Source organism: Flavobacterium potami (assembly GCF_020026915.1).
Taxonomy (GTDB): domain Bacteria; phylum Bacteroidota; class Bacteroidia; order Flavobacteriales; family Flavobacteriaceae; genus Flavobacterium; species Flavobacterium potami.
In genome coordinates this window covers 121,391-144,851 of record NZ_JAINUY010000005.1, presented here as the reverse complement: position 1 = coordinate 144,851, position 23,461 = coordinate 121,391, and the positions used below count along the sequence as shown (strand labels likewise).

Genomic DNA, 23,461 nt, shown 5'->3' with positions numbered 1-23,461 from the left:
AAAACTTTGCGTCCCGATAGCTATCGGGATTGCGCATTACTTAGCGCCTTTGCGGTTAAAAAAAACAAGCATTGAAAAATAAATTAAAAGCGTTTTTTCAGCGCATTATAAACTGGATTAAAAAGAATAAGATAAAATCAGCAATTGCATTTCTGCTCTTGCTGATTTACTATTTTTCGATACCACGAACTTTATTCAAAGAACCTTATTCAACCGTAATAGAAAGCAAAGAAGGAGAATTGCTTGGCGCTAAAATTGCTAGAGACGGACAATGGCGTTTTCCAGCACAAGACAGCGTTCCAGATAAGTTCAAGAAATGCATTGTTTATTTTGAAGACGAATACTTTTATAAACATCCCGGTTTCAATCCAGGAGCAATGATCAATGCCTTCAAACAAAATAAAAAAGCTGGAAAAGTAGTCAGAGGAGGAAGTACGCTGACACAACAAGTTATTCGACTATCCCGAAAAGGAAAAAACAGAACCTATTTCGAAAAAATAATAGAAATTATTCTCGCTACAAGATTAGAATTGGGTTATTCTAAAAATGAAATCCTCGAAATGTATGCAGCACACGCACCATTTGGGGGAAATGTTGTGGGATTAGAAATGGCTTCGTGGCGTTATTTTGGCGTTCAGTCCAATCAATTGTCGTGGGCAGAAAATGCTGTTTTGGCTGTTTTGCCTAATGCACCGAGTTTAATTTATCCAGGAAAAAATCAAATAAAACTCTTGAACAAACGAAACCGACTTTTATTAAAACTCCATCAGGAAGGCATAATCGACAAACAGACGTACGAACTTTCAATAGAAGAACCATTACCTCAAAAACCGTATGATCTGCCTCAAATCGCGCCGCATTTATTGCAGAGAGTGGCTAAAAACGAAGAAGGAACAAGAGTCAAAACTACAATTGATTACGCGCTTCAAAACAGAGTCAATCAAATTGCGAGATATTATTACAATCAATATAAACAAAATGAAGTTCACAATCTGGCCATTTTAGTAATTGATGTTCAGAGCAGAAATGTAATGAGTTATGTTGGGAATTCTCCAGCCGATGCAGACCATCAAAAAGACGTAGATATTATCGATGCACCAAGAAGTACGGGAAGTATCTTGAAACCGCTTTTATATGGCGCTATGCTTGATGATGGCGAATTATTGCCCAACACTTTAATTGCAGATATTCCAACACAAATTTCGGGTTATACACCGCAAAACTTTAATCTCACTTTTGATGGAGCAGTTCCTGCACATCGAGCATTGTCGCGTTCACTAAATATTCCTGCCGTTTTAATGCTTCAGGATTTTAGCGTAAATAAATTTTATGAAGAATTGCAGAAATTCAAATTAAGAAATATCAATAAAACACCCGATCATTACGGATTGTCTTTGATTTTAGGGGGTGCTGAAAGTAATTTGTGGGATTTGTGCCGAACATATGCAAATCTTTCGTCTACGGTTAATTATTACACTAAAAATAAAGGGCAATATAGAACCAACGAATTTACAGAACTCAATTATAAAAACGATTTCAAACCCGATTTTGGTTCAGAAACCAATCAGAAGAATATTTTAGGTGCGGGATCAATTTGGCTGACTTACAATGCAATGGAAGAAGTCAACAGACCAGAAGGAGACGAAGCTTGGAAATTTTACGATAGTTCGCTTAAAATTGCATGGAAAACAGGAACGAGTTTCGGAAATAGAGATGCTTGGGCGATTGGAACAAATTCGAGATATGTGGTCGGAGTTTGGGTGGGAAATGCAACAGGCGAGGGAAGACCAACTTTAACAGGAGTTACCAGCGCCGCGCCAATTTTGTTTGATGTTTTTAATTTACTGCCAAGACAACGATGGTTTGATACGCCGTACAATGATTTAGCCGAAGTTGAGGTTTGTCGATTAAGTGGTTATTTGGCAAAAGATAATTGTCCGAAAATCAAACAATGGGTTCCTAAAAAAGGAAAATCGACCAAAGTTTGTCCGTATCATAAAACCATTCATTTAGATAAAACAGAACAATTTCAGGTCAACAGCAGTTGTGAAAATGTAGATAATATTATAACGAAAAACTGGTTTGTACTGCCTCCGGTTATGGCTTGGTATTACAAAAGCCAGCACATAGAATATTTGCCTTTGCCTCCATTTAAAGAAGGCTGTGAAGGAACACAAACCACAACAATGGATTTTATTTATCCAAAAGCAAACAGTAAAATCTATTTGACAAAAGATTTTAATAGCAATGTGCAACCAGTAATTTTAAAAGTGGCTTATTCTGAAAGAGACAAAGAATTGTTCTGGTATGTGGATAATGTTTACAAATCCACAACTAAAACTTTTCATGAATTGCCAATTACACCAACAACAGGAATACATTATATTACCGTTGTTGATGCTTCTGGAAATGAAATCAGAAGAAAAATTGAAATTGTAAGAGAATAGATTTTCCGCCAAGAATTCACGAATTATTGCAAAACAAATTCGTGAATTGCTTCGCCTGTTCGCTATCGCTCGAGTCGTGGCGGAAAAACTTAAAAAAAGCCACAAAAAAACCGCCAATCTTTCGAAAGGCGGTTTTGTTTTTATTCTGAAATAACATTTCCTTTATTGTCGTAGAAATGATATTCTAAGTACGTGTAAGCGTCACGAGGTATGATTTTCACCCATTTCTTATGTTCAAAAAACCATTTTGAACGTAATGATGGAAAACCTTTACTGAGGTATGCAGCCACAAACGGATGTGTGTTTAGCACAACCTTATTGTGGGTTTTTAAAAGTCTTTCTAAATCAGCGGTGATCTTATCAATTATTAGTATTGGTGCTTCAATTTCACCATTAACTTTATTTGGATCTTCCTCTCTGGTTTTGATATTCACTTCTGGTCTTACGCGCTGTCTTGTAATTTGGACCAAACCAAATTTACTCGGCGGTAATATTTTATGCTTTGCTTTATCGTCGCTCATTTCTTCTCGCAAGAAGTCGAACAAAACTTTCCTGTTTTCTGGATTAGACATATCGATAAAATCAACTACGATAATTCCGCCCATATCACGCAGACGAAGTTGTCTTGCGATTTCTGCTGCGGCAATCATATTCACTTCCATGGCTGTATCTTCCTGGTTGGTTGCTTTGTTAGAACGGTTTCCGCTGTTTACGTCTATAACGTGCAGCGCTTCAGTATGTTCTATGATAAGATACGCACCTTTACTCATGGAAACAGTTCGGCCAAAAGAAGTTTTGATTTGTCTCTCTATATTGTATTTCTCGAAAATGGGGGTGTCATTTGATTGATAAAACTTAACAATCGATTGTTTTGAAGGTGCAATTTCTTGCAGATAATCCTTCGTTTGATGATACAACTCTTCATCATCTATTTGAATACCGCTGAAGGTATCATTGAATACATCTCTTAATATCGAAGAAGCTCTGTTAAGCTCTCCTAATACTTTTGATGGATGATGAGCAGTTGGTAATTTTTTACACATTGCAGTCCATCTGCCAAGCAGGTTCTGCAAATCTTTTTCTAATTCGGCTGTATTTTTGCCTTCGGCTACTGTACGAACAATAACACCAAATCCTTTAGGTTTGATCGATAGAACAAGTTTTTTTAAGCGGTCTTTTTCTTTCTTGTCTTCTATTTTTTGTGAAATAGAAACACGGTCAGAAAACGGAACCAGAACGATAAATCTTCCTGCCAATGAAAGCTCAGCGCTTATTCTTGGGCCTTTGGTCGATATCGGTTCTTTTACAACTTGGACTAAGACAGATTGATTGGCACTTAAAATATCAGTAATGATGCCATCTTTGTCAATCTCTTTTTCAAACTGAAAGGTTTTTAGGGAGAAATCTTTTATTTTACCTGCGCTTACAAGTTTTATGAATTTCAGTTGGGAAGCTAAGTTCGGACCTAAATCGTGATAATGTAAAAAAGCATCTTTTTCGAAGCCTACATTTACAAAAGCAGCATTAAGTCCAGCAACTGGTTTTCTGATTTTGGCAATAAAAATATCACCAACCTGAAAGTTGCTTGTTTCTTGTTCTTTGTGTAATTCAATTAGTTTTCCATCTTTTAATAAGGCAAAATCTACGGCTTCAGAACTAGATCTAATGATTAATTCTTTATTCACACTGTAAATTTTTATCCGTGAATTGGTTGTCGGTTGTTTGTTGATAGTTGTTGGCAAAAGAGCCAAAAACCAAAAACCAAAAACCATCAACTTCTACAAGGATGGATTAAACAATATTTTTAACAGGTATTAACCCGGAGGAGTCAGTTGTCAGTTTTCAGTGGCAGTAAGCAGTTTTAGGCTGCGAACTTTAAACTGTGACTGAGACTATCAAACTCCAATTTCAATGAACGTTTAAAAAGAAAAAAGTAGTTTAAAACTACTTTTTCTTTTTGTGACGGTTAGCTCTCGCTCTTTTTTTACGTTTGTGAGTCGCTACCTTATGTCTCTTTCTTTTTTTACCACTTGGCATATCGTGTCTGATTTATGTTAATTAATATTATTTTGCTTCGTTGTTTGTTTTAACTCCTTCTACAAAAACTTTTGCAGGTTTAAACGCAGGAATGTTGTGTGCTGGAATTTTAATTGTCGTGTTCTTAGAAATGTTTCTTCCAGTTTTTTCAGCTCTAGTTTTTACGATAAAACTACCAAAACCTCTTAGGTATACATTGTCTCCAGTTTCTAAAGAAGTTTTAACTTCTTCCATAAAAGTTTCAACTGTTGCTTGAACGTCTCCTTTTTCAAGACCTAATTTCTCTGAAATTTTCGCTACGATATCTGCTTTCGTCATTTTCTTTCCTATTTTATTTTATAAATGGTGTACTATTTTTTTTGAGTTTGCAAATATAGGAATTAAAAAAATAATTAATCAAGCTAATTCGTTAAATTTTAATTACATAAACATTTACTTTTGCAATCTAAGTATTTTGCAATGGATTTTCATAACATATTGATAAAATGGTATTTACGAAACAAGCGTGATTTACCATGGAGAAAAACGGTCGATCCGTACCAAATTTGGCTCTCAGAAATTATGCTTCAACAAACAAGAGTTGCACAAGGAATGCCTTATTTTTTCTCTTTTACCAAGGAATTTCCTACTGTAAAACATTTGGCAGATGCTTCAGAAGAGAAAGTTTTAAAACTTTGGCAGGGATTAGGGTATTATTCCCGAGCAAGAAACCTTCACAAAACGGCTCAATATATAAGTGATGATTTAAATGGAGTTTTTCCAGATTCGTATAAAGAGCTTTTGAAATTGAAAGGAGTTGGAGAATATACGGCTGCAGCAATTGCTTCTTTTTCTTATAATGAAGCGGTTCCGGTTGTAGATGGAAATGTTTTTCGAGTTCTGGCGCGTTACTTTGATATTGAATCAGATATTGCACTTCCAGCAACAAAAAAAGAATTTGCCGCTCTCGCACAAGAATTGATGCCAAAAGACAATCCAGCCATCTTTAATCAGGCAATAATGGAGTTTGGCGCATTGCAATGTGCGCCTAAAAGTCCGGATTGTTCTATTTGTGATTTTAATGAAAGCTGTGCCGCTTTACAAAAAGGAAAAGTAAATATGCTTCCAGTAAAATCTAAAAAAATAAAAGTGACTAATCGTTACTTTAATTATTTGATCTTGGAAGATGTTTTGGGTAATACCTTAATCCAGAAAAGAACTGAAAAAGGTATTTGGCATAATTTATATGAGTTCCCGCTTTTAGAAACACAAGAAATAGTTGATTTTGATGTGGTTTCTAAAAAAGCAAAAGAAGAAAATTTCTCGTCCTATACTATTATAGGTATAGAAGATTATGCTAAATCGACAGTTGTTCATAAACTTTCCCATCAGCATCTTCATATACAGTTTTGGAAAATTAAAATAAAAGAGACATTAGAAAACGGGATTGATGCAGAAAAATTAAAAACTTTTCCTTTTCCAATTGTGATTTATAATTTTATAGAAAAGCAGGAAATAAATTGCTAAAAAAATGTATCTTTGGGAGAAATACCACCAAAAACTATGAACGGAACATTAAATAAAGTGATGCTTATTGGCCATTTAGGAGATGATGTAAAGATGCATTATTTTGATGGAGGGAACTGTATCGGACGGTTTCAGTTGGCTACTAATGAAGTTTATATCAATAAAACAACGAACGAAAAAATAACTTCGACTGAGTGGCATAATTTGGTTGTTCGTAATAAAGCAGCAGAAATCTGCGAAAAATATCTTTCTAAAGGAGATAAAATATACATTGAAGGCAGAATAAAATCTCGTCAATGGCAAGCAGAAGATGGTACCACGAAATATACTACAGAAATTCAGGTTACAGAGTTTACTTTCCTGACAACCAAAAAAGAAACTGCACATACCAGACAAAATCAAGATACAGAGTCAGTAAAAAACACTAACTTTGATGCACCAAATGAAGGGCTTCCGATTAACGATCTGCCTTTCTAAGATGTTTAACTAATTTTATGCAATTTGGACCCGGAGCCCAGTTTACTTTTTACTACAAATCTTGACGCTAATTTAATTATTGGTTTCGTCGCAATCTTTATTTTGTTATTTCTTTCCGCAATAGTCTCAGGCGCCGAAGTTGCACTTTTCTCTCTATCTCAAAAAGATATTGATGATACTCTAAACGATAACCTTGCAAAAGGAAAAATTATTTCCAATTTATTAGACAGGCCTAAAAAACTTTTGGCTACTTTGCTGGTTGCCAATAATTTTTTCAACATAGGGGTTGTTATTTTGTTTGCTTACATAGGTGGAAATGTTTTTTCTAATGTAAGTTCTCCAGCTATTAAATTTACACTTGAGGTTGTTTTAGTAACCTTTTTGATCTTGTTATTTGGAGAAGTACTTCCTAAGGTATATGCGAGTAGAAATAGTATCCGATTTGCTAAACGAGTTGCATATCCGATAGCTTTTTTAGATAAATTGCTTTCTCCTTTGAGTTTGCCAATGCGTGCGCTTACTATATATTTGCAAAATAAATTAGGAAAACAGAAGCATAATTTTTCAATAAATCAGCTTTCTCAGGCTTTAGAGATGACCGATTCTGAAGGAACTTCCACAGAAGAGCAAAAAATTCTGGAAGGAATTGTTTCTTTTGGAAATACCGATACAAAACAGGTAATGAGTCCTAGAATTGATATTTTTGCATTAGAAATAACAGAAACATTTGCAGAAATCTATCCCAAGATAATTGAAACAGGTTTTTCTAGAATTCCAGTTTATCGCGATAATATCGATCAGATTGAAGGGGTCCTTTTTGTGAAAGATTTATTACCTCATATAGATAAAGAAGAATTTGATTGGGCGTCTTTGATAAGAGAAGCTTTTTTTGTTCCTGAAAATAAGAAATTAGATAATTTGTTGAAGGATTTTCAGAGTTTGAAAAGTCATTTGGCAATTGTTGTTGATGAATATGGAGGAACATCAGGATTGGTTTCTTTAGAAGACGTTATTGAAGAAATAGTTGGAGATATTAGCGATGAGTTTGATGATGAAAATCTAAACTTCTCGCAAATAGATGAAAATAATTTCCTTTTTGAAGGGAAAATAAACCTAAAAGATTTCTACAGAATTGTAGATGTTGATGAAGATGCTTTTGAGGCTCATAAAGGAGAAGCAGAAACGTTGGCGGGATTTATTCTGGAAATTTTAGGCAATTTTCCGAAAAAAGACCAAAAAGTACCTTTTGAAAACTGTGTGTTTACAGTAGAAACAGTAGACAAAAAGCGTGTAAAACAAATAAAAGTAACTATAAATTAAAATGTTAAATAGAATATTTTCAATAACTGCAATTTTGCTTGCGTTAACAGTGATAAGCTGTAAAAATGATGTCTTACCAAAACCGGCAAGTTATCTGCGATTAGATTACCCGGAAGCAAAATATGTAAATTTTGAGAACAGCTGCCCTTTTGCTTTTGAAATGAATGAAGATGCAATTATTAAAGGCGAGAAAGAATGTGGTTTTGCAATTACCTACCCAAAGATGAAAGCAACCATTTATTTGACATATAAACCCGTGAATAATAATATTGATAAGTTGTTGCGTGATGCTCAAAAACTGACTTACGAACATGTTATTAAGGCAGATGATATTTTAGAACAGCCTTATTTAAACCCACAAAAAAAGGTTTACGGAATGTTTTACCAAGTGGATGGAAACGCAGCTACAAACTCTCAATTTTACGTTACAGACAGTACAAAACACTTTCTAATTGGTTCGGTATATTTTTATGCAAAACCAAATTTTGATTCGATTATGCCTGCTGCGAGTTATGTTAAGAATGATATGCAACGTATAATGGAAACATTGAAATGGAAATAAAGAAAATGAAAAAGGATCCAATTTGGATCCTTTTCTTATGTAATAGTTTCTAGTTTAAGACTTAAAATTCGAAACTTTATATGTTTTTCCGTCTCCAGTTTCTTGAACTACTTTTGTTAAAGATTCTGGATTTTGGATTGTTTTGTCAAAACTTACTGTTGCAGTTTTTTTATCAAAATCAACTGTTGCTTTGTCAACCCCATCAAGATTTGCTAATTCTTCTTCGATTGTTTTAGCACAACCCATGGCACAAGTCATTCCTTCTATTTGAAAGCTTGCAGTTTGAAGGTTTTCTGCTGCGATTGGTTTGTGTTCTTTCGGTGCGCTTTTTTCTGCATTTACAACTTGAAGACTTTTATCTTCTTCTTTTTTGCACCCAACAAACACTAATCCAGCGATTGTTGCAGCGATTAAGATTTTTGAAATTTTCATTATATCTGAATTTTAAATTGCGAATTACTTTCCTGCAAAATTAATAAAAAGAGAGCGGTCAGTTCGCAAAATAATTACAAATTTGCAGTAAAGTACGATTTATGGAAACAAAACAGTTAAAGTGGATTTATTTAGCAATCCTTTCTCTTATTTGGGGGAGTTCTTTTATTCTGATTAAAAAAGGATTAATTGGTCTAACGGCAATTCAGGTTGGATCATTCCGAATTATTTTTGCTGCCTTGTTTTTATTGATTGTTGGCTTTAGAAGTTTGAGAAAAATATCCCGTCATCAATGGAAATTTGTTGCTATAACATCCTTTTTTGGAACTTTCATACCGGCTTATCTTTTTGCTATTGCCGAAACCCAGGTTGATAGTTCGATTGTAGCAATTTTAAATTCGCTTACACCTTTAAATACTTTGGTTTTAGGAATTTTGGCTTTTGGAATCCAATTTCAAAAAAGACAGGTTTTTGGTGTTTTTGTTGGTTTGATCGGCTGTTTGCTTTTGGTCTTAAGTGGAGATTCTGCTTCTGGAAGTCAAAATTATATTTATGTTTTGTTGGTTGTGATTGCGACACTTAGTTATGCGATTAATGTCAATTTGATTAAAAAGTATTTACACGATTTAAATTCGTTAAGTATTACAACTGGCAATTTTGCTGTTTTGTTTTTGCCTGCCTTAATTATTTTAAGTACGACAGATATTAGTCAAAAAATACATTTTGTAGAAACGCAACACTCTATAATGTTTGTAATGATTTTGGGTGTTTTAGGAACTGGAATTGCAAATGTTGTTTTCTTTAAATTGATTCAAATGTCATCTCCGGTATTTGCAACATCAGTAACCTATTTAATTCCGATAGTTGCTTTTTTCTGGGGATTGTTGGATAATGAAATGCTGACTCCAGTTCAATCTGTTGGGGCATTTATTATTTTGATTGGTGTTTATTTGTCGGCCAAGAAATGATTTTAGGAGTTGTGAATTATGAGTTATGAATTATGAGTGGAAGTTATTTGTAAAATCTACTGAAGTTTAGTCTGTCACTCTGAGCGAAGTCGAAGAGCACAAAGAGCTTCGACGGAGTTTGTCCTGAGGAACGAAGGGCTCAGTCTGACAAATAGGATAAATAAAAAAAAGCTTTGTCAAAGTTTCAAACTTTGACAAAGCCTATGAGAAAAAAAACTCAGAACCTTAGTGACTTAGAATCTTAGTTCCTCAAGTATTAAAGAAAATCCTTTTCAGAAACTCCTTCGTTTATTTTGATGTCAGACATTTTAATGTCTAATTCGAAACCAACATTCTGAATTAAATTGAAAGGTACTTTAACGCCTTTTACATCTTTATAATCGTTGAAATTAGTGATTTGCTCTACTGATTTTCCGCCTTGTTCGCGAACTTTAGATTCTGCTGTTTTCAAGCCTGATTTGATGTCGTAAAAGTATTTCGTTTTGCCATCTTTAATCACATAAGCATCGCTTCCGTTGATTGGTTCGATTCCTTCTACTTTTAAATCAGTTCTTTTTACAAGCTGTAATTCTTCAAAAGGAGCGGCGTTGGCTTTCATTTCTGCTAAATCTGCACCTTCAAGATTTTTTCTTTGGCCTTGTTGTTCTACATAAGCACCTTTTTCATTCACAACTTGTTTCATTAAAGTCATGGTTCCCATAGCAAGCGAAACCATCATTTTTCCTTTTGAATCTAATTTTGATGTAAAAGTCAATGGGGTAGGAGCTTGTGGAATAGTTGTAGAACCATTCATGTAAAGCGTTTTTACCGCTGTAACTGCTTTTTCTCCACCAATTGCTTTGATGTAATTTTCGAAAACGGTTTTGGCTGTAATATCTTTTGGAGCTTCTTTTTTAGTTGAGGGTTTTTCAACCGGATTTCCAAATTTGTCAAAATAAGATATCGGGATTTGTAATTTTTCTAGGCCAGCGATAACATCAGTACCTTTTCCGACAATTACAATTCGGATATTATCCAATAAGAAATATTTGTTGGCAACACGGTAAATGTCGTCTGCGGTGACATTATTAATAGTTTGGATGTATTTTTCGTAGAAATCCGCAGGAAGTTTTTCTGTTTCAATATTCAAAGCATAACGTGCAACAGCCTGAGGTTTTTCAACCTGCATCACAAATCGTCCGATATAACCGGCTTTTACATTTCGTAAAACTTCAGGGTCAACTCTTTCAGTGCGAATTCTTTTGATTTCTTTAATGAATTGAACAACAGCGCTGTCTGTAACCGTATTTCTAACTGCTGAAGAAGCTTTGAATTTAGTAACATATTTTCCACTTCCAATGCTAGAATTTGCGCCGTAAGTCCAAGCGTGCTGCTCACGAAGATTCATATTTAAATAACTATTGAAATCTCCACCTAAAATTTGATTTGCAATTACAGCAGGAAAAAAATCAGGATCGCTCATTTTTAAATTAACAGTATTGACCAATGAGATTTCAGACTGAACTGCATTCGGTACATCTACAAAATCAATTTGTAAATTTGAAACGTTTGTTGGATCCGGATAAGTGTTTTTAGGAGCAGCTTGTTTTTTCCATCCGCTGAATAATTTTTCTACAGCCGATTTTACTTCTTTAAATTTTACATCACCAATAACCACTAAATAAGCATTTTCTGGAACGAAATACGTTTTATAGTTATTTTGAACATCTTCTAGTGTAACATTTTTTACAGTTTCTTCAGAAAGATATTCTCCAGTTGGATGGTTTTTTCCGAAAGCCAAAACATCAACCACTCGGTTAGAAATTGCTGGAACGCTTTTTTCGTCAGCTTTAAGACCTTCTAAAAGTTTAGCTTTTTCCTTGTCAAATTCTGTTTGAGTAAAATTGGGTTGTAAAGCGCCTTCTGCTAAAAGCTCTAAAACACGTCCTGAGTATTTTGATAATGAACTAGCGTAAGCCCCTTGTGAAGTAAAGTTGATATTGGCTCCGTAGAAATCAATTTCTTCATTAAAAGCTTCTTTGGTTGTTTTTTTAGTTCCGTTTCCGATTAAGCTGCTTGTTAATTCGTCAACACCTTTTTTGTTGCCTTCAGTAAATGGTGCATTATCCAAAGTAAGGGTGAAACTCACTCGGGGCAATTTATGATTTTCAACAACTAAAACTTTCATTCCGTTTGATAAGACAAAGGTCTGCGGTTTTTTGATGTTGACTACTGGGGCATTTCCTGGTTTGGGTTGTGGACGGTCTTGTGCTTGCATAATTCCAGTTACGAGTAAAAGGATTAAAAAAGTATATATTTTTTTCATGATTCGATATTCTTAGTTTTGAGATTTAGGCGTCGGAATGTAATCTAAAATTAAGCGCTGATTTGGATTCAGATATTTTTTGGCAACTTCTCTAATTTCTTCTCTTGTAATAGAGTGGTAAATGTCGATTTCGGTATTAATTAAATTGACATCGCCGTAAAGTAAATAATAAGAAGCAAGATTTTCAGCAATTCCTTCTACGCTTGAATTTGCGTTCACGTAATTATTATCGAATTTGTTTTGTAATTTTTCATAATCTTTTTCAGAAATTAGATCTGTCTGAATTTTTACAATTTCTTCATCCATTTCCTTTAAGATATCTGCAGTTGTATTTGGAGCCATTGGCAAACCGTAAAGAATATACATTCCATAATCTTCTTGACTAAATCCCACTGCGCCAATTTGTAATGCCATTTTTTTGTCATCTACAATTTTCTTGTAGAGTTTAGAACTTTTTCCGTCACTTAAATAAGAAGAAATCAAATCTAAAACTCTGGCGTCTCTGGTTTTCATAGACGGTGTTCTGTACGAAGCCACAACCATCGGAATCTGAATGTTCGGATCTTCATAAGTTGCTTTAATTGGTTGTGTAATAGGATCTTCGACGAAAGTCTGTTTTTTAACTTCTTCGCCCCTTGGAATTGGACCAAAGTATTTCTGAATCCATTCTTTTGTTTTTGCTTTTTCGAAATCTCCTGCGACAACCAAAACGGCATTGTTTGGAGTGTAGAATTTTTTATTGAAAGCCTGAAACTCTTCTAAAGTTGCTGCATCCAAATCTTTCATAGAACCAATTGTTGTCCAGCGATAAGGATGGTTTTTGAACATATTCTTCTTAACCTCTGGAAGAATATTTCCATACGGCTGATTGTCGTAACGCATTCTTTTTTCTTCTTTTACAACTTCATTTTGCGTGTCGACACCAATCTTATTAATAATAGGATGCATTAATCTTTCAGATTCCATCCATAAGCCTAGTTCTAAACTATTAGAAGGAAAGACTTCGTAATAGTAGGTTCTGTCATCAGAAGTATTGGCATTGTTAACTCCTCCGTTAGCAGTTACGATCTTCATCCATTCGCCACGTTTGATATTTTGAGTTCCTTCAAATAATAAATGCTCAAAAAAGTGTGCAAATCCAGTTCTGTCAGGGCGCTCGTCTTTTGATCCGACATGATACATTACCGATGTAATGACAACAGGAGCAGAAGGATCATTGTGCAAAATGACATGCAAACCATTGTCTAAGTTATATTCTTCAAAAGCTACTTTTTGAGCATGAGCTACTCCGCCAAGCATTAATGCAGCACTAAACATCATTATTGATTTTTTCATAAAGATTAATAAATTTATATATCAAACAAGAGTAGGTAGACCAGAGTTGATTTTAGTTACATCAAAAATAGTTTTTTTTAATTATGTATTGCCTTTTTGTTTTTAAAATGCAGATATTTTAACAATATTTTACTTCAAATAAAGTAGGATTTGCATTTTAAAGTGCTTGAAACACAGTGTTTTTTACGAATGAAATATTTTTACTTCTATAGATTGCACAATAAATTTTTAGTTGTATATTTGCAACCTTAAAAATCAATAAATCAATTTGGTATGTATGCAATCGTAGAGATAGCAGGGCAACAATTTAAAGTAAGCAAAGACTTAAAGGTTTATGTTCACCGTTTAGCTAACGAAGAAGGTTCAAAAGTTTCTTTTGACAAAGTTCTTTTATTAGATGATAACGGAAATGTAACTTTAGGCGCCCCAGCTATAGAAGGTGCTTCAGTAGAAGCTAAAGTGTTACAACACTTAAAAGGTGATAAAGTAATCGTTTTCAAAAAGAAAAGAAGAAAAGGATTCAAAAAAAGAAATGGTCACAGACAATATCTTACACAAATTGTAATTGAAGGTATTACTGCAGCAGGAGGAACTAAAAAAGCAGCAGCTAAAAAAGCAGTTGTAGCAGAAGAAGCAGCTACTGAAGAAGTAGAAGCTCCAAAAGCAAAAAAAGCAGCTCCAAAAGCTAAAAAAGAAGCTACTAAAGAATAATAACAATATTTAAACTCATACGTCATGGCTCACAAGAAAGGTGTCGGTAGTTCGAAGAATGGTAGAGAATCAGAATCAAAACGTCTAGGCGTTAAGATTTATGGTGGACAAGCTGCTATTGCTGGGAACATCATCGTTAGACAAAGAGGTTCAAAACACAATCCAGGTGAAAACGTTTACATTAGTAAAGATCACACTCTTCACGCAAGAGTTGCTGGAGTTGTTAAGTTCCAAAAGAAAAGAGATAACAAATCTTATGTATCTATTATCCCATTCGAGGCATAATAATCATAGATTACTTTTTATAAAAAACCCGTTCAGAAATGATCGGGTTTTTTATTTTTAGTAAAGTTGTCATTTCGACCGAAGGGAGAAATCACACTGGTAATTCCGCAAAGAAAATCGCCAATCTTTGTAGAGTTTCTAGTGTGATTTCTCTCTTCGGTCGAAATGACAAATATTATGTGATAAAATGGTTTCATGCAAACCTTTGTCAAAGTTTAAAACTTTGACAAAGGTTGATAAGATTGGAATTTCAAATTTTAAAATTTACTTATTCAGTATCCTTGGTTTCTTCTAAGTCTTCTGTTTTCTTACCTACTTTTACTTTAGGATTATCCTGAGTTCCCGTAACAGTAAGTGGAATTCCGAAAATACCAAAAGGAGGTAATCCTAAACGCATTTTTAAGTTCAATTTTCCGTCTAAGCTTGTTGTGCCTTCAATTCTTGGTCTGAATCCTGCAAATTTAAACTTAAAACGTTCTACAGTTATAATATTGTTTTTAACGGTTGTTTTAATGTCTACTTTAGAAAGATCTGGGTTTTTCATCGATTCTGAATTGGTTTGTTTGCTCACGGCATTAAACATTTTCAAACCTCGTACTTTTACATCTTTTACAGAAAGAGTTCCTCCTCCGGCAAGCGAAGGATAAACAGGTTCCATATTTCCGTTTAAACGACCTTTTAATTGATAATCTAAAGAAACAATTCCTTGTGCTTTTTCTGCGGCGCTGGCCATTTTTCTAAAAACTTCTATTTCATTATAAGCTCTTTTAATATCAAAATCAGCGGCTTTAATAGCGTAATCAAAATTAGCTTTTTGAGGTGTTACTGCTTGATAATTGGCGTTCATTGAAACTTTGCAACCAATTAAATCGAAACCAGTATTCTGCATGGTTAGTTTGCCGTTTTTCATGCTAAGATTTCCGGTAGCATTTTGCAGGTTTAATTTGTCGAAATTTACTTTTTGAGCATTTGCCAATAACTGTAAATTTAAATTCGTTGGAACAATAATAACTCCGGTTTGTTTGTTTTCTGCGGATTTTGTTTCTGTTTTAGAAGTCGGACTTTGTGTAACCGAAGTATTCGGTTCGGTTTTAGACATGAACTCATCGACATTAATATATCTTGCTGTAACTTTAAAAGAACCTCTTAAAATGCCTGTATTGGTGGTTACATAATTAATAACGTTCTGTAGATATCCATTCATTTTAAAATCAGATTGTCCGTAAGCCGCTAGAAAATTATTAAAAGTCATTTTATCTTGATTGATTTTGAAAATTCCTTCTTTAATAATGAATTTCTGTGGAAGATATTCAGAAGCAATTCCGATATTTCTCAATTCAAGAGTTCCTTTGTTGTTTAATTTGCTGTAGTTGCCTTTTTCGGCATCACTTTGTTTTCCTTTTAAAGCTAAATCAGCTTTAATGAAGCCATCTAGATCAAGACCTTTTTGAGAGAAAACTTTATAAATTCGGCTTACGTCAAGTTCACCTTTTGCCTTAACATCATAATTTAAATCGTCAAAATTGCTCAAATCAGCTTGTACAAAAACGGGTTTTCCTTCAAAAGTAAATTGAGTTGGTTTTAAGCTAACTTTTAAATCCTGAAAAGTTCCTTTTTGGTTTTCGATTTTCGATTTAATCGTAATATTTGTAATTGGATTTGGATAATAAGGTGTTTTCAAATATCCGTTATCTAAATTAACAACGCCGTTTGTAACAGGAAAACGTTTGTTTTTCTGGTCAAATATTCCGTTTGCTTTTAAATCTCCTGCTAAAGCTCCTTTCAATTCAATGTCTGGAATTCCAAGTGCTTTAGTTAATTTTTCAAGATCAATTTTGGCTTTAAAATCTGCATTAATGTCGGGTGTGTTAATTCCTTTAACTAAAAACTTAGATTTTAAATAATCCTGATTGATGTTTAAAGCTAGGTTTTTGGCATCAACAATTACTAAATCTGGATTTAACGACGGTACTGTTGTTTTGATATCTAAATTTAAATTAGAAACAGGAAATGCACTTTTGTTGTAATTCACAAAACCATCCTTCACTTTTACGTCCAAATTCAGATCTGGCGCTATGTTTTGCGATGTAATATATTTTCCTTTTAAGGTAAAAAGAAGATCGGTTTTTCCTTTTAATTCGGTTTGTGAAAGCCAGGTAATGTATTTTGGAGGAAACGCTGTAAAAACATCATACAAATCACTATTATCAGATTTGATGACAAAATCCATATTATAACCATCTTTCAAAATATCAAATTTCCCTTTAAAGTCAACCAAAAGTTGATTGATTTTTAAATTGTTTTGTTGGAAAAAGAACGAAAGAGAGTTGATATTTACTTTTGTTATTAAGTCGGCATCAATCTTTTTGTTCATTAAATACGGTTCATCTTCATAAACAATATTTAATTTTTCAATTTTCGCTTTTGAGTATAAATCAAAAACAGCTTTATTTAAATCTCCTTTTCCTAAATAATTAAAGCCAAAAGCATCAAAATGAACTTTTGTCGACTTGTCATCGTAAACAATTTTACTGTTTAAAATCTCAATTCGTTCCAGTTTTAAAGCCGTATCAGAGCTGTCTTTTGATTTTGAAGCTTGTTCCTGCGACTTGTAAATGTTGTAATTCGCCTCTCCATTCGGATTCACTTTTACATTAATAAAAGAATCAGATAAATAAATCTGGTCAATTTTTACCGATTTACTAAAAATCAAACTCGCCACATTTATTCCAAACGAAACCTCTTTGGCGGTAATGAATTTTTCATTTTTATAAGGTGCAGAACCATTTAAGCTTAAATTGTCTAAGGTCAAGGTAAGCGACGGAAAATGGCGGAAAAAAGAAACTGAAACATCAGAATAATTCAATTCTGCGCTCAATCTTTCGTTAGCGGTTTTTTTGATCTGCTCTTTAATTTGATCTTCAAAGACGATAGGCGTTAAAAATAATAATCCTAAAATAACCGCGAAAGTTATTCCGAAATACTTCGCAATTTTGAATACGATTGATCTGGATTTACTTTTTTGCATAACGAGTTGTTGTGTGGTATTTAAATGTAAAAATAGAGTCTAAAAAGAGCGTAATTTATCCGTGAACGGTTTCATTTTTACCGTAATTGGTAATGATAGAACCTTCATATTCAATCCAATCCTTCCATCGTTTATCGATGTCGATATTGTCTTGGTATTTTCTGGCAAAACCTAAAAAGGTGGTATAATGCCCTGCTTCAGAAATCATCAAATCACGATAGAATTTAGCTAAATCTTGATCTTGAATGTTTTCAGAAAGAACTTTAAAACGCTCACAGCTTCTAGCTTCAATCATAGCAGAAAACAATAAACGGTCGCAAAGTGCATCGCGTCGGCTTCCATCTTTTTTCATGAATTTAAAAAGTTCATTTACGTAATGATCTTTTCTTTCGCGACCTAAAGTCAATCCGCGTTGTTTTATAATGTTGTGAACCATTTGAAAATGCTCCAGTTCTTCTCTGGCAATTTCAAGCATTTCAGTTACTAATTCTTCCAATTCAGAATTGTACGTTACGATGCTAATCGCGTTTGACGCTGCTTTTTGTTCGCACCATGCGTGATCCGTTAAAATTTCTTCGATATTGGATTCAACGATATTTACCCATCTTGGGTCTGTAGCCAATTTTAATCCCAACATAATTTCCAGCATTTAGTTCTGCAAAATTAGTGTTTTTTTATGACCAAAAATCAGGAAATATCGAGGGATTAAGCTGAAAAAAGCATTATTTTGTATGTTCAAAAAAAATGCAATGAATCAGATAAAAAAACTTTTAATTATTGGGTTTGTCTGGCCTGAACCAAATTCCTCTGCAGCAGGCGGGCGAATGATGCAATTGATTTCGATTTTTAAACAAAACGGATTCGAAATTACTTTTGCCAGTGCCGCCCAAGACAGTGATTTTATGGTTGATTTGTCTGAGTTTGGAGTAATAAAAAAAAGCATCGAACTTAATTCTTCAAGTTTTGATGATTTTGTTTTGGAGTTAAATCCAGACGTTGTCCTATTTGATCGTTTTATGATTGAAGAACAATTTGGATGGCGAGTTGTTGAAAAATGTCCAAATGCAATACGAATTTTAGATACAGAAGATCTGCATTGTTTAAGAACCGCAAGACAAAAAGCTTTTAAAGAAAACCGAACTTTCGAAATACAAGATTTATTATCTGAAGAAGTAGCAAAACGTGAAATCGCTAGTATTTTAAGATGCGATTTGTCTCTGATTATTTCTGATTTTGAAATGAATATCTTAAAAAATGTTTTCAGAATCAATGAAGATTTACTGTTTTATCTTCCGTTTTTGGTTGATGAAATGAAAGAAGAAGAACTTTCAAATTTGCCTTCTTTTAACGAAAGGAAAAATTTTGTTTTCATCGGAAATTTTCTTCACGAACCAAACTGGAATACTGTTCAACATTTAAAAGAAGCAATTTGGCCTTCTATAAAAAAAGATTTTCCAGAAGCAGTTTTAGAAGTTTACGGAGCTTATCCGTCACAAAAAGTATTGCAATTGCATCAGCCTAAAAATGGTTTTTATATCATGGGAAGGGCAGAAGATGCTAATGAAATTGTAAAGAAATCAAGAGTTGTTCTAGCGCCAATTCGCTTTGGTGCAGGTTTAAAAGGAAAGCTGTTAGAAGCGATGCAATGCGGAACGCCAAGTATAACAACTTCTATTGGATCTGAAGCAATGCACGAAGATTTATCTTGGAATGGCTTTATTGAAGATAATCCAGCAGAATTTGCTAAAAAAGCAATTGCACTTTATCAAGATGAAAACCTTTGGAAACAATCTCAAAAAAACGGAATCAGAATCATTAATCAATGTTATCAAAAAAAAGATTATTCAGATAAATTGATTTCATTAACAAATTCACTTTTAGCAGATTCAAAAAGCCATCGTCTCCATAACTTCATGGGAAATTTATTGCAACACCACGCGTATAAAAGCACAATGTACATGTCAAAATGGATCGAAGAGAAAAATAAGTAGTTTTCAGTCTCAGTTTTCAGTCTCAGTTTTCAGTCTCAGTTTGCAGTAACTAGTGACTGCGACTGAAAACTGAGACTGAAAACTAATTTAAGCTTCCATTTTTCCAAAACCTACAGTTTCGCGATAAATTTGCGGAGAAACATCTGCATTGGTTTTAAAGAAACGACTGAAATAATGCTCATCATCATAACCTAATTCGTAAGCAATTTCTTTGACCGTTTTATTGGTCATGTACAATTCTCTTTTGGCTTCGATAACGATTCTTTCCGAAATTAAATCGGTTAAAGTTTTGTTGAAGTAATTTTTGGATAATTTGGCCAACGCTTTTGGAGAAATATTCAATAAATCGGCATAATTTCCTGCCGAATGTTTGGTTTTAAAATTCAGTTCAATAGCATCAATTAGACTTTGAAGAATTACTGGTTCTTTGGAATCTGGAACCGAATTTTTTTCTTCCAATTGTTCTGTTTTTAATCTTGAAGCAGTAATTAAAAAGATCTTCAGATACGAAATAAGCAACTCGTACTGCGCTAATTCTGTGTTTTGAATCTCAGCTTTCATTTGCTCTATAACCATTTTAAAAGTTAGCGCTGCTTGTTCTGTAACCTTTACGTATGGTGGCTGATAAATATTGTTGAACAAAACTCCATTGCAGGAAACCTCTTTTTGGTGCATATAAATGCAGTAAAAATCAGAATGAAAATGAATTGCGATTCCTTCAATCGGCTCATTTACACAAAGCATAAAGGGTTGATAAGGCGAAAAGGCGAGAAGTGAGTTTTCTTCAAAATAATGTTCTGCAAAATCGGCTTTTACTTTGCCTTTTCCTTTGGTAACCCAAATTAAAGAGTAATAATTATTTCGCTGTAAATAATCAAAATGGCTATTGTCATCAAAAGAAAGTATTTTGAAAGCTAAATTACCGTTTTGTGGATTTATTAAAGTAAAAACATTTTGCGAGCTCATAAAATTGGTTTTTGAAAACATAAAGATAGTTATGAAATAAATTCACAACTATCTTTATAAATTGATTTTTGTTATCGTGTGATTGCTATTTATACTGCAGGAAAGTCAATTTCAGTATTAGCTAAATTGTTGAAGTAGTTTGTTAATACGTTCAAAGCTGTATGTGCAACAGTTTCGGCAATTTCTGCATCAGAAACTCCAGCAGTTTTAGCTTTATTTACATCTTCGTCATTTACTAAACCATTTTTGCTGATTAAAGTTTTCGCCAATTGCAAAATCGCTTCTGTTTTAGCGTCTGTAGAATTTCCTGTTCTTGCTGCGTGTAAAACTGCTGGATCTGCTTTTACTAATTTCTCACCAATAAATGTGTGAGCCGCTAAACAATAATCACAAGAATTGCTTTCTGAAACGGCCAATGCAATTAATTCGCCAGTTTTTGCGCTCAATTTTCCGTGGCTCAAAGCACCGCTTAAATTCAAATATCCTTCCAAAACTGCTGGAGAATTTCCCATTGTTCTCATCATGTTCGGAACAACGCCTAATTTTGCTTGTACAGCGTTGAATAAATCTTTAGTTTTTCCTGTTACTTCTTCTGGGTTTAAAGCTGTTAATCGTGTCATTTTATTTAATATTTAAAGTTGTTATTTGTTGTTGTCTTTTGACATTACAAAGTTGCAACGATTACAGATTTTAGAACATGGAGGATTGACGCTATGTGATGGATAATTTTCCCTAGCTTTATTTTCAGGAGCTGATCCAGCTTTCCGCTTCAAGTCCTTGCACAAAAGCCTGATTTTTCTAAGCCATAAAACGAGCTTCCGTTGGTCGCTGTTTTCTGGCAAGAAAAATAAGGCTTTTGAACTCCGGGCTTTCTGCTTCAATCTGGGCTAATTTAGGTTTTATAAGAATGTTTACATTTGTTTTGTCATCTTTTATAAAGTTTTTTCATCTAGTTGTCATTCCGAGGGACGAGGAATCTTCGCAAGTAACTCCGCAATCAAAATCAAGAATCTTTGTCAAAGTTTTAAACTTTGACAAAGATAATGCGCATAAAAAATCCCCGATTACAATTTGTAAACGAGGATTTTTTTGAGTTTTCATTTTCAGTCTCAGTTTCCAGTATCCAAACTGCGACTGAAAACTGCGACTGAATACTATTTTAATATACCTTCAACAGCCTGAATAGTCGTAGCATGATAACCCGATTTTGCTTTTTCAAAAACCTGTTTTGCCCAAACTTTTCCTTCAGGAGTTTTTACCATTTCTTTATAAAGCGTCATTACAGATCCAGTTCTGCTTATTCCAATTAAGAATTGCTCAATCGCAGGATAAGCCGGTTTGTATTGATGAATTAACGCCTGAACAAACCATTGACGTTTGATAATGAAATTTCCGCCTTTAGTAAAATTGAATTCTTTATCAATTGCGTCCATTTCTGCAACTGTAATATCAGCTGGAAGATGATCTATAAAATGCTGTTTTTCTGCCGTAGTTGTGATTTTTTTGCTCAAACCTGCAACGCCCGTTTGTCTCCAGCTTTTTTGAATAGCATCAATTGCGTCAAAATCAGTAGAACTTACAGGAACAATGTTTGATGGAATTCCTGGTTTGTAAATCCAATTTTCTAATTTGATTTTGTCTGCTAAAGCTTTGTCTCCTTTAATTAAATTTTCATTTAAATATTTCACAAAATCTTCTGTTGTAATAGATTGAAAAGCGTGAGAATCAAAATAGTTTTTAATAAACGGATCAAATTTCTCTCTACCAACAGCATTTTCAATAACTCTTAAAAATGCATAACCTTTTACGTAAGGAATCATGCTGATTCCGTCGTCTGGATTTCTTCCTGTTAAGCTTACTTTAAGTCTTGTGTCTGGACTTGTATTTCCGTATTCTGCAACATTATCGGTCAATTCTTTGTTGGTGATAACATTTTGCATTTCAAATTCTTTCTTTCCAAAAATAGCTTCTCCAATTCGGTGCTCTACATAAGTTGTGAAACCTTCGTTTAACCAAATATCATCCCAAGTAGCATTTGTAACTAAATTTCCGCTCCAGCTATGACCTAACTCATGCGCCAATAAACTGGTCAGCGAACGATCTCCTGCAATTACACCCGGAGTTAAGAAAGTTAGGTTTGGATTTTCCATTCCGCCATAAGGGAAACTTGGAGGTAAAACCAAAACGTCGTAACGTCCCCAACGGTATGGTCCGTAAAGTTTTTCAGCAGCATTAACCATTTTCCCAAGTTCAGCAAATTCGTAAGCTGATTTCTTTAGCATTGAAGGTTCTGCGTATACTCCCGTTCTGTTGTCAATAGCTTGAAATTCAATATCTCCAACAGCAATTGCCATTAAATAAGAAGGAATCGCTTTGTCTTGTTTAAAAGTATAAACTCCAGTATCGTTTTTCTTCTGCGGATTTACAGCACTCATTACAGCCAATAAATCTTTAGGAACCGTCACTTTTGCATTATAAGTAAAACGAACTCCTGGTGAATCCTGACAAGGAATCCATGTACGAGACCAGACGCTTTCTCCTTGTGAGAATACAAAAGGTTTCTTTTTATCTGCTGTTTGTTCTGGTTTTAACCATTGTAGTGCGACAGCATCTTTTGTTGTGTTATAATAGATGTTAACTTTAGTTGTGTTCGGCTCAATTGTAATATGAATTGGTTTTCCGTGAAACTCTGTGTCTTTTCCAAGCTCGAATTTAGTTTCTTTTTCATCATCACCTAAAGTTACTTTTGTAATATTTAAAGTGTTTTCGTCAAAGATGATTTCATTTCCTTTGCTGATATTATCGATGGTCCAAGATGCTTTTCCTGAAATAGTTTGCGTATCAAAATCGACTTTAATGTCTAGGTCAAGATGTTTTGCGACAGCAAGTTCTGGTTTAGAATAGCTGTGTTCATCAACAACGGTTGCTGTTTTTTCGGTTTGTTCTTTTTTCTGGCAGGCAATTGCTGTCAGAAATAAAGCGACAAGAATTAGTTTCTTCATATTATGAGGTATTGAATTAGAGGATGAAAATTAAACAAAAAATCCCGTTTTGAATAAACAAAACGGGATTTAATTATAAAATTAACAAA

Annotated in this window: 19 protein-coding genes; 9 read left to right on the top strand and 10 right to left on the bottom strand. The window is 33.9% G+C overall.

Features of this window, described 5'->3' with window-relative positions; genetic code table 11:
* Window positions 1–71 precede the first annotated feature (71 nt).
* Window positions 72–2,447 (top strand): penicillin-binding protein 1C, encoded by a 2,376-nt coding sequence (gene pbpC / locus K6T82_RS15510; RefSeq protein ID WP_223707350.1) that lies wholly within the window; start codon window positions 72–74, stop codon window positions 2,445–2,447.
* 140 nt (window positions 2,448–2,587) lie between these two features.
* Here the strand turns inward: pbpC and K6T82_RS15505 are convergent, their stop codons facing one another.
* Together K6T82_RS15505 and K6T82_RS15500 are read right to left on the bottom strand one after the other, a co-directional pair.
* Window positions 2,588–4,132 (bottom strand): Rne/Rng family ribonuclease, encoded by a 1,545-nt coding sequence (locus K6T82_RS15505; protein WP_223707348.1) that lies wholly within the window; start codon window positions 4,130–4,132, stop codon window positions 2,588–2,590.
* A 379-nt stretch (window positions 4,133–4,511) separates the two neighbouring features.
* Window positions 4,512–4,802: an HU family DNA-binding protein gene (locus tag K6T82_RS15500; RefSeq protein WP_007805026.1), complete on the bottom strand. Its 291-nt coding sequence runs from the start codon at window positions 4,800–4,802 to the stop codon at window positions 4,512–4,514.
* A 141-nt stretch (window positions 4,803–4,943) separates the two neighbouring features.
* Between K6T82_RS15500 and mutY the strand changes: the two genes are divergently transcribed.
* Genes mutY through gldD form a run of 4 tightly spaced genes read left to right on the top strand, consistent with a single transcriptional unit; the run spans window position 4,944 to window position 8,349 of the window.
* Window positions 4,944–5,990, top strand: coding sequence for an A/G-specific adenine glycosylase (mutY, locus tag K6T82_RS15495; protein ID WP_223707346.1), 1,047 nt, complete (start codon window positions 4,944–4,946; stop codon window positions 5,988–5,990).
* Window positions 5,991–6,026: 36 nt separating this feature from the next.
* Entirely contained in the window at window positions 6,027–6,467 is a 441-nt protein-coding gene (locus tag K6T82_RS15490) for a single-stranded DNA-binding protein (RefSeq protein WP_223707914.1), read from the top strand.
* Window positions 6,468–6,491: 24 nt separating this feature from the next.
* Window positions 6,492–7,787 (top strand): gliding motility-associated protein GldE, encoded by a 1,296-nt coding sequence (locus tag K6T82_RS15485; RefSeq protein ID WP_223707344.1) that lies wholly within the window; start codon window positions 6,492–6,494, stop codon window positions 7,785–7,787.
* A gap of 1 nt (window position 7,788) precedes the next feature.
* A complete protein-coding gene (gene gldD / locus K6T82_RS15480; RefSeq protein ID WP_223707342.1) occupies window positions 7,789–8,349 on the top strand; it encodes a gliding motility lipoprotein GldD in 561 nt (186 codons plus the stop codon).
* Window positions 8,350–8,403: 54 nt separating this feature from the next.
* Here the strand turns inward: gldD and K6T82_RS15475 are convergent, their stop codons facing one another.
* Window positions 8,404–8,781, bottom strand: coding sequence for a heavy-metal-associated domain-containing protein (locus tag K6T82_RS15475; RefSeq protein ID WP_223707339.1), 378 nt, complete (start codon window positions 8,779–8,781; stop codon window positions 8,404–8,406).
* 101 nt (window positions 8,782–8,882) lie between these two features.
* Here K6T82_RS15475 and K6T82_RS15470 point away from each other — a divergent pair, with 101 nt between their 5' ends.
* Complete coding sequence (locus K6T82_RS15470; RefSeq protein ID WP_223707337.1) at window positions 8,883–9,749, top strand: DMT family transporter; 867 nt, start codon at window positions 8,883–8,885, stop codon at window positions 9,747–9,749.
* A 256-nt stretch (window positions 9,750–10,005) separates the two neighbouring features.
* On the opposite strand, the gene K6T82_RS15465 is transcribed toward K6T82_RS15470, so the two are convergent.
* Both K6T82_RS15465 and K6T82_RS15460 read right to left on the bottom strand, forming a co-directional pair.
* Window positions 10,006–12,054: a M16 family metallopeptidase gene (locus K6T82_RS15465; protein WP_223707335.1), complete on the bottom strand. Its 2,049-nt coding sequence runs from the start codon at window positions 12,052–12,054 to the stop codon at window positions 10,006–10,008.
* 12 nt (window positions 12,055–12,066) lie between these two features.
* Window positions 12,067–13,389, bottom strand: coding sequence for a M16 family metallopeptidase (locus tag K6T82_RS15460; protein ID WP_223707333.1), 1,323 nt, complete (start codon window positions 13,387–13,389; stop codon window positions 12,067–12,069).
* Between the two features lie 273 nt (window positions 13,390–13,662).
* Here K6T82_RS15460 and rplU point away from each other — a divergent pair, with 273 nt between their 5' ends.
* Complete coding sequence (gene rplU / locus K6T82_RS15455; RefSeq protein ID WP_223707331.1) at window positions 13,663–14,100, top strand: 50S ribosomal protein L21; 438 nt, start codon at window positions 13,663–13,665, stop codon at window positions 14,098–14,100.
* Between the two features lie 24 nt (window positions 14,101–14,124).
* Entirely contained in the window at window positions 14,125–14,385 is a 261-nt protein-coding gene (gene rpmA / locus K6T82_RS15450) for a 50S ribosomal protein L27 (RefSeq protein ID WP_012023622.1), read from the top strand.
* Window positions 14,386–14,653: 268 nt separating this feature from the next.
* Here the strand turns inward: rpmA and K6T82_RS15445 are convergent, their stop codons facing one another.
* Window positions 14,654–17,413 (bottom strand): AsmA-like C-terminal region-containing protein, encoded by a 2,760-nt coding sequence (locus K6T82_RS15445; RefSeq protein ID WP_223707329.1) that lies wholly within the window; start codon window positions 17,411–17,413, stop codon window positions 14,654–14,656.
* A 55-nt stretch (window positions 17,414–17,468) separates the two neighbouring features.
* On the bottom strand, window positions 17,469–18,050 hold the full coding sequence (locus tag K6T82_RS15440; RefSeq protein ID WP_223707327.1) for a MiaE family protein: 582 nt from the start codon (window positions 18,048–18,050) through the stop codon (window positions 17,469–17,471).
* A 112-nt stretch (window positions 18,051–18,162) separates the two neighbouring features.
* On the opposite strand from K6T82_RS15440, the gene K6T82_RS15435 reads away from it, so the two are divergent.
* Complete coding sequence (locus tag K6T82_RS15435) at window positions 18,163–19,404, top strand: glycosyltransferase (RefSeq protein WP_223707325.1); 1,242 nt, start codon at window positions 18,163–18,165, stop codon at window positions 19,402–19,404.
* 87 nt (window positions 19,405–19,491) lie between these two features.
* On the opposite strand, the gene K6T82_RS15430 is transcribed toward K6T82_RS15435, so the two are convergent.
* From K6T82_RS15430 to K6T82_RS15420, 3 genes are all read right to left on the bottom strand, one after another.
* On the bottom strand, window positions 19,492–20,370 hold the full coding sequence (locus K6T82_RS15430; protein ID WP_223707323.1) for a helix-turn-helix domain-containing protein: 879 nt from the start codon (window positions 20,368–20,370) through the stop codon (window positions 19,492–19,494).
* 89 nt (window positions 20,371–20,459) lie between these two features.
* The gene (locus tag K6T82_RS15425) at window positions 20,460–20,990 is read right to left on the bottom strand and encodes a carboxymuconolactone decarboxylase family protein (RefSeq protein WP_223707318.1); all 531 of its coding nucleotides are present in this window, start codon (window positions 20,988–20,990) and stop codon (window positions 20,460–20,462) included.
* Window positions 20,991–21,524: 534 nt separating this feature from the next.
* On the bottom strand, window positions 21,525–23,372 hold the full coding sequence (locus K6T82_RS15420) for a hydrolase/aminopeptidase (protein WP_223707317.1): 1,848 nt from the start codon (window positions 23,370–23,372) through the stop codon (window positions 21,525–21,527).
* Window positions 23,373–23,461 lie beyond the last annotated feature (89 nt).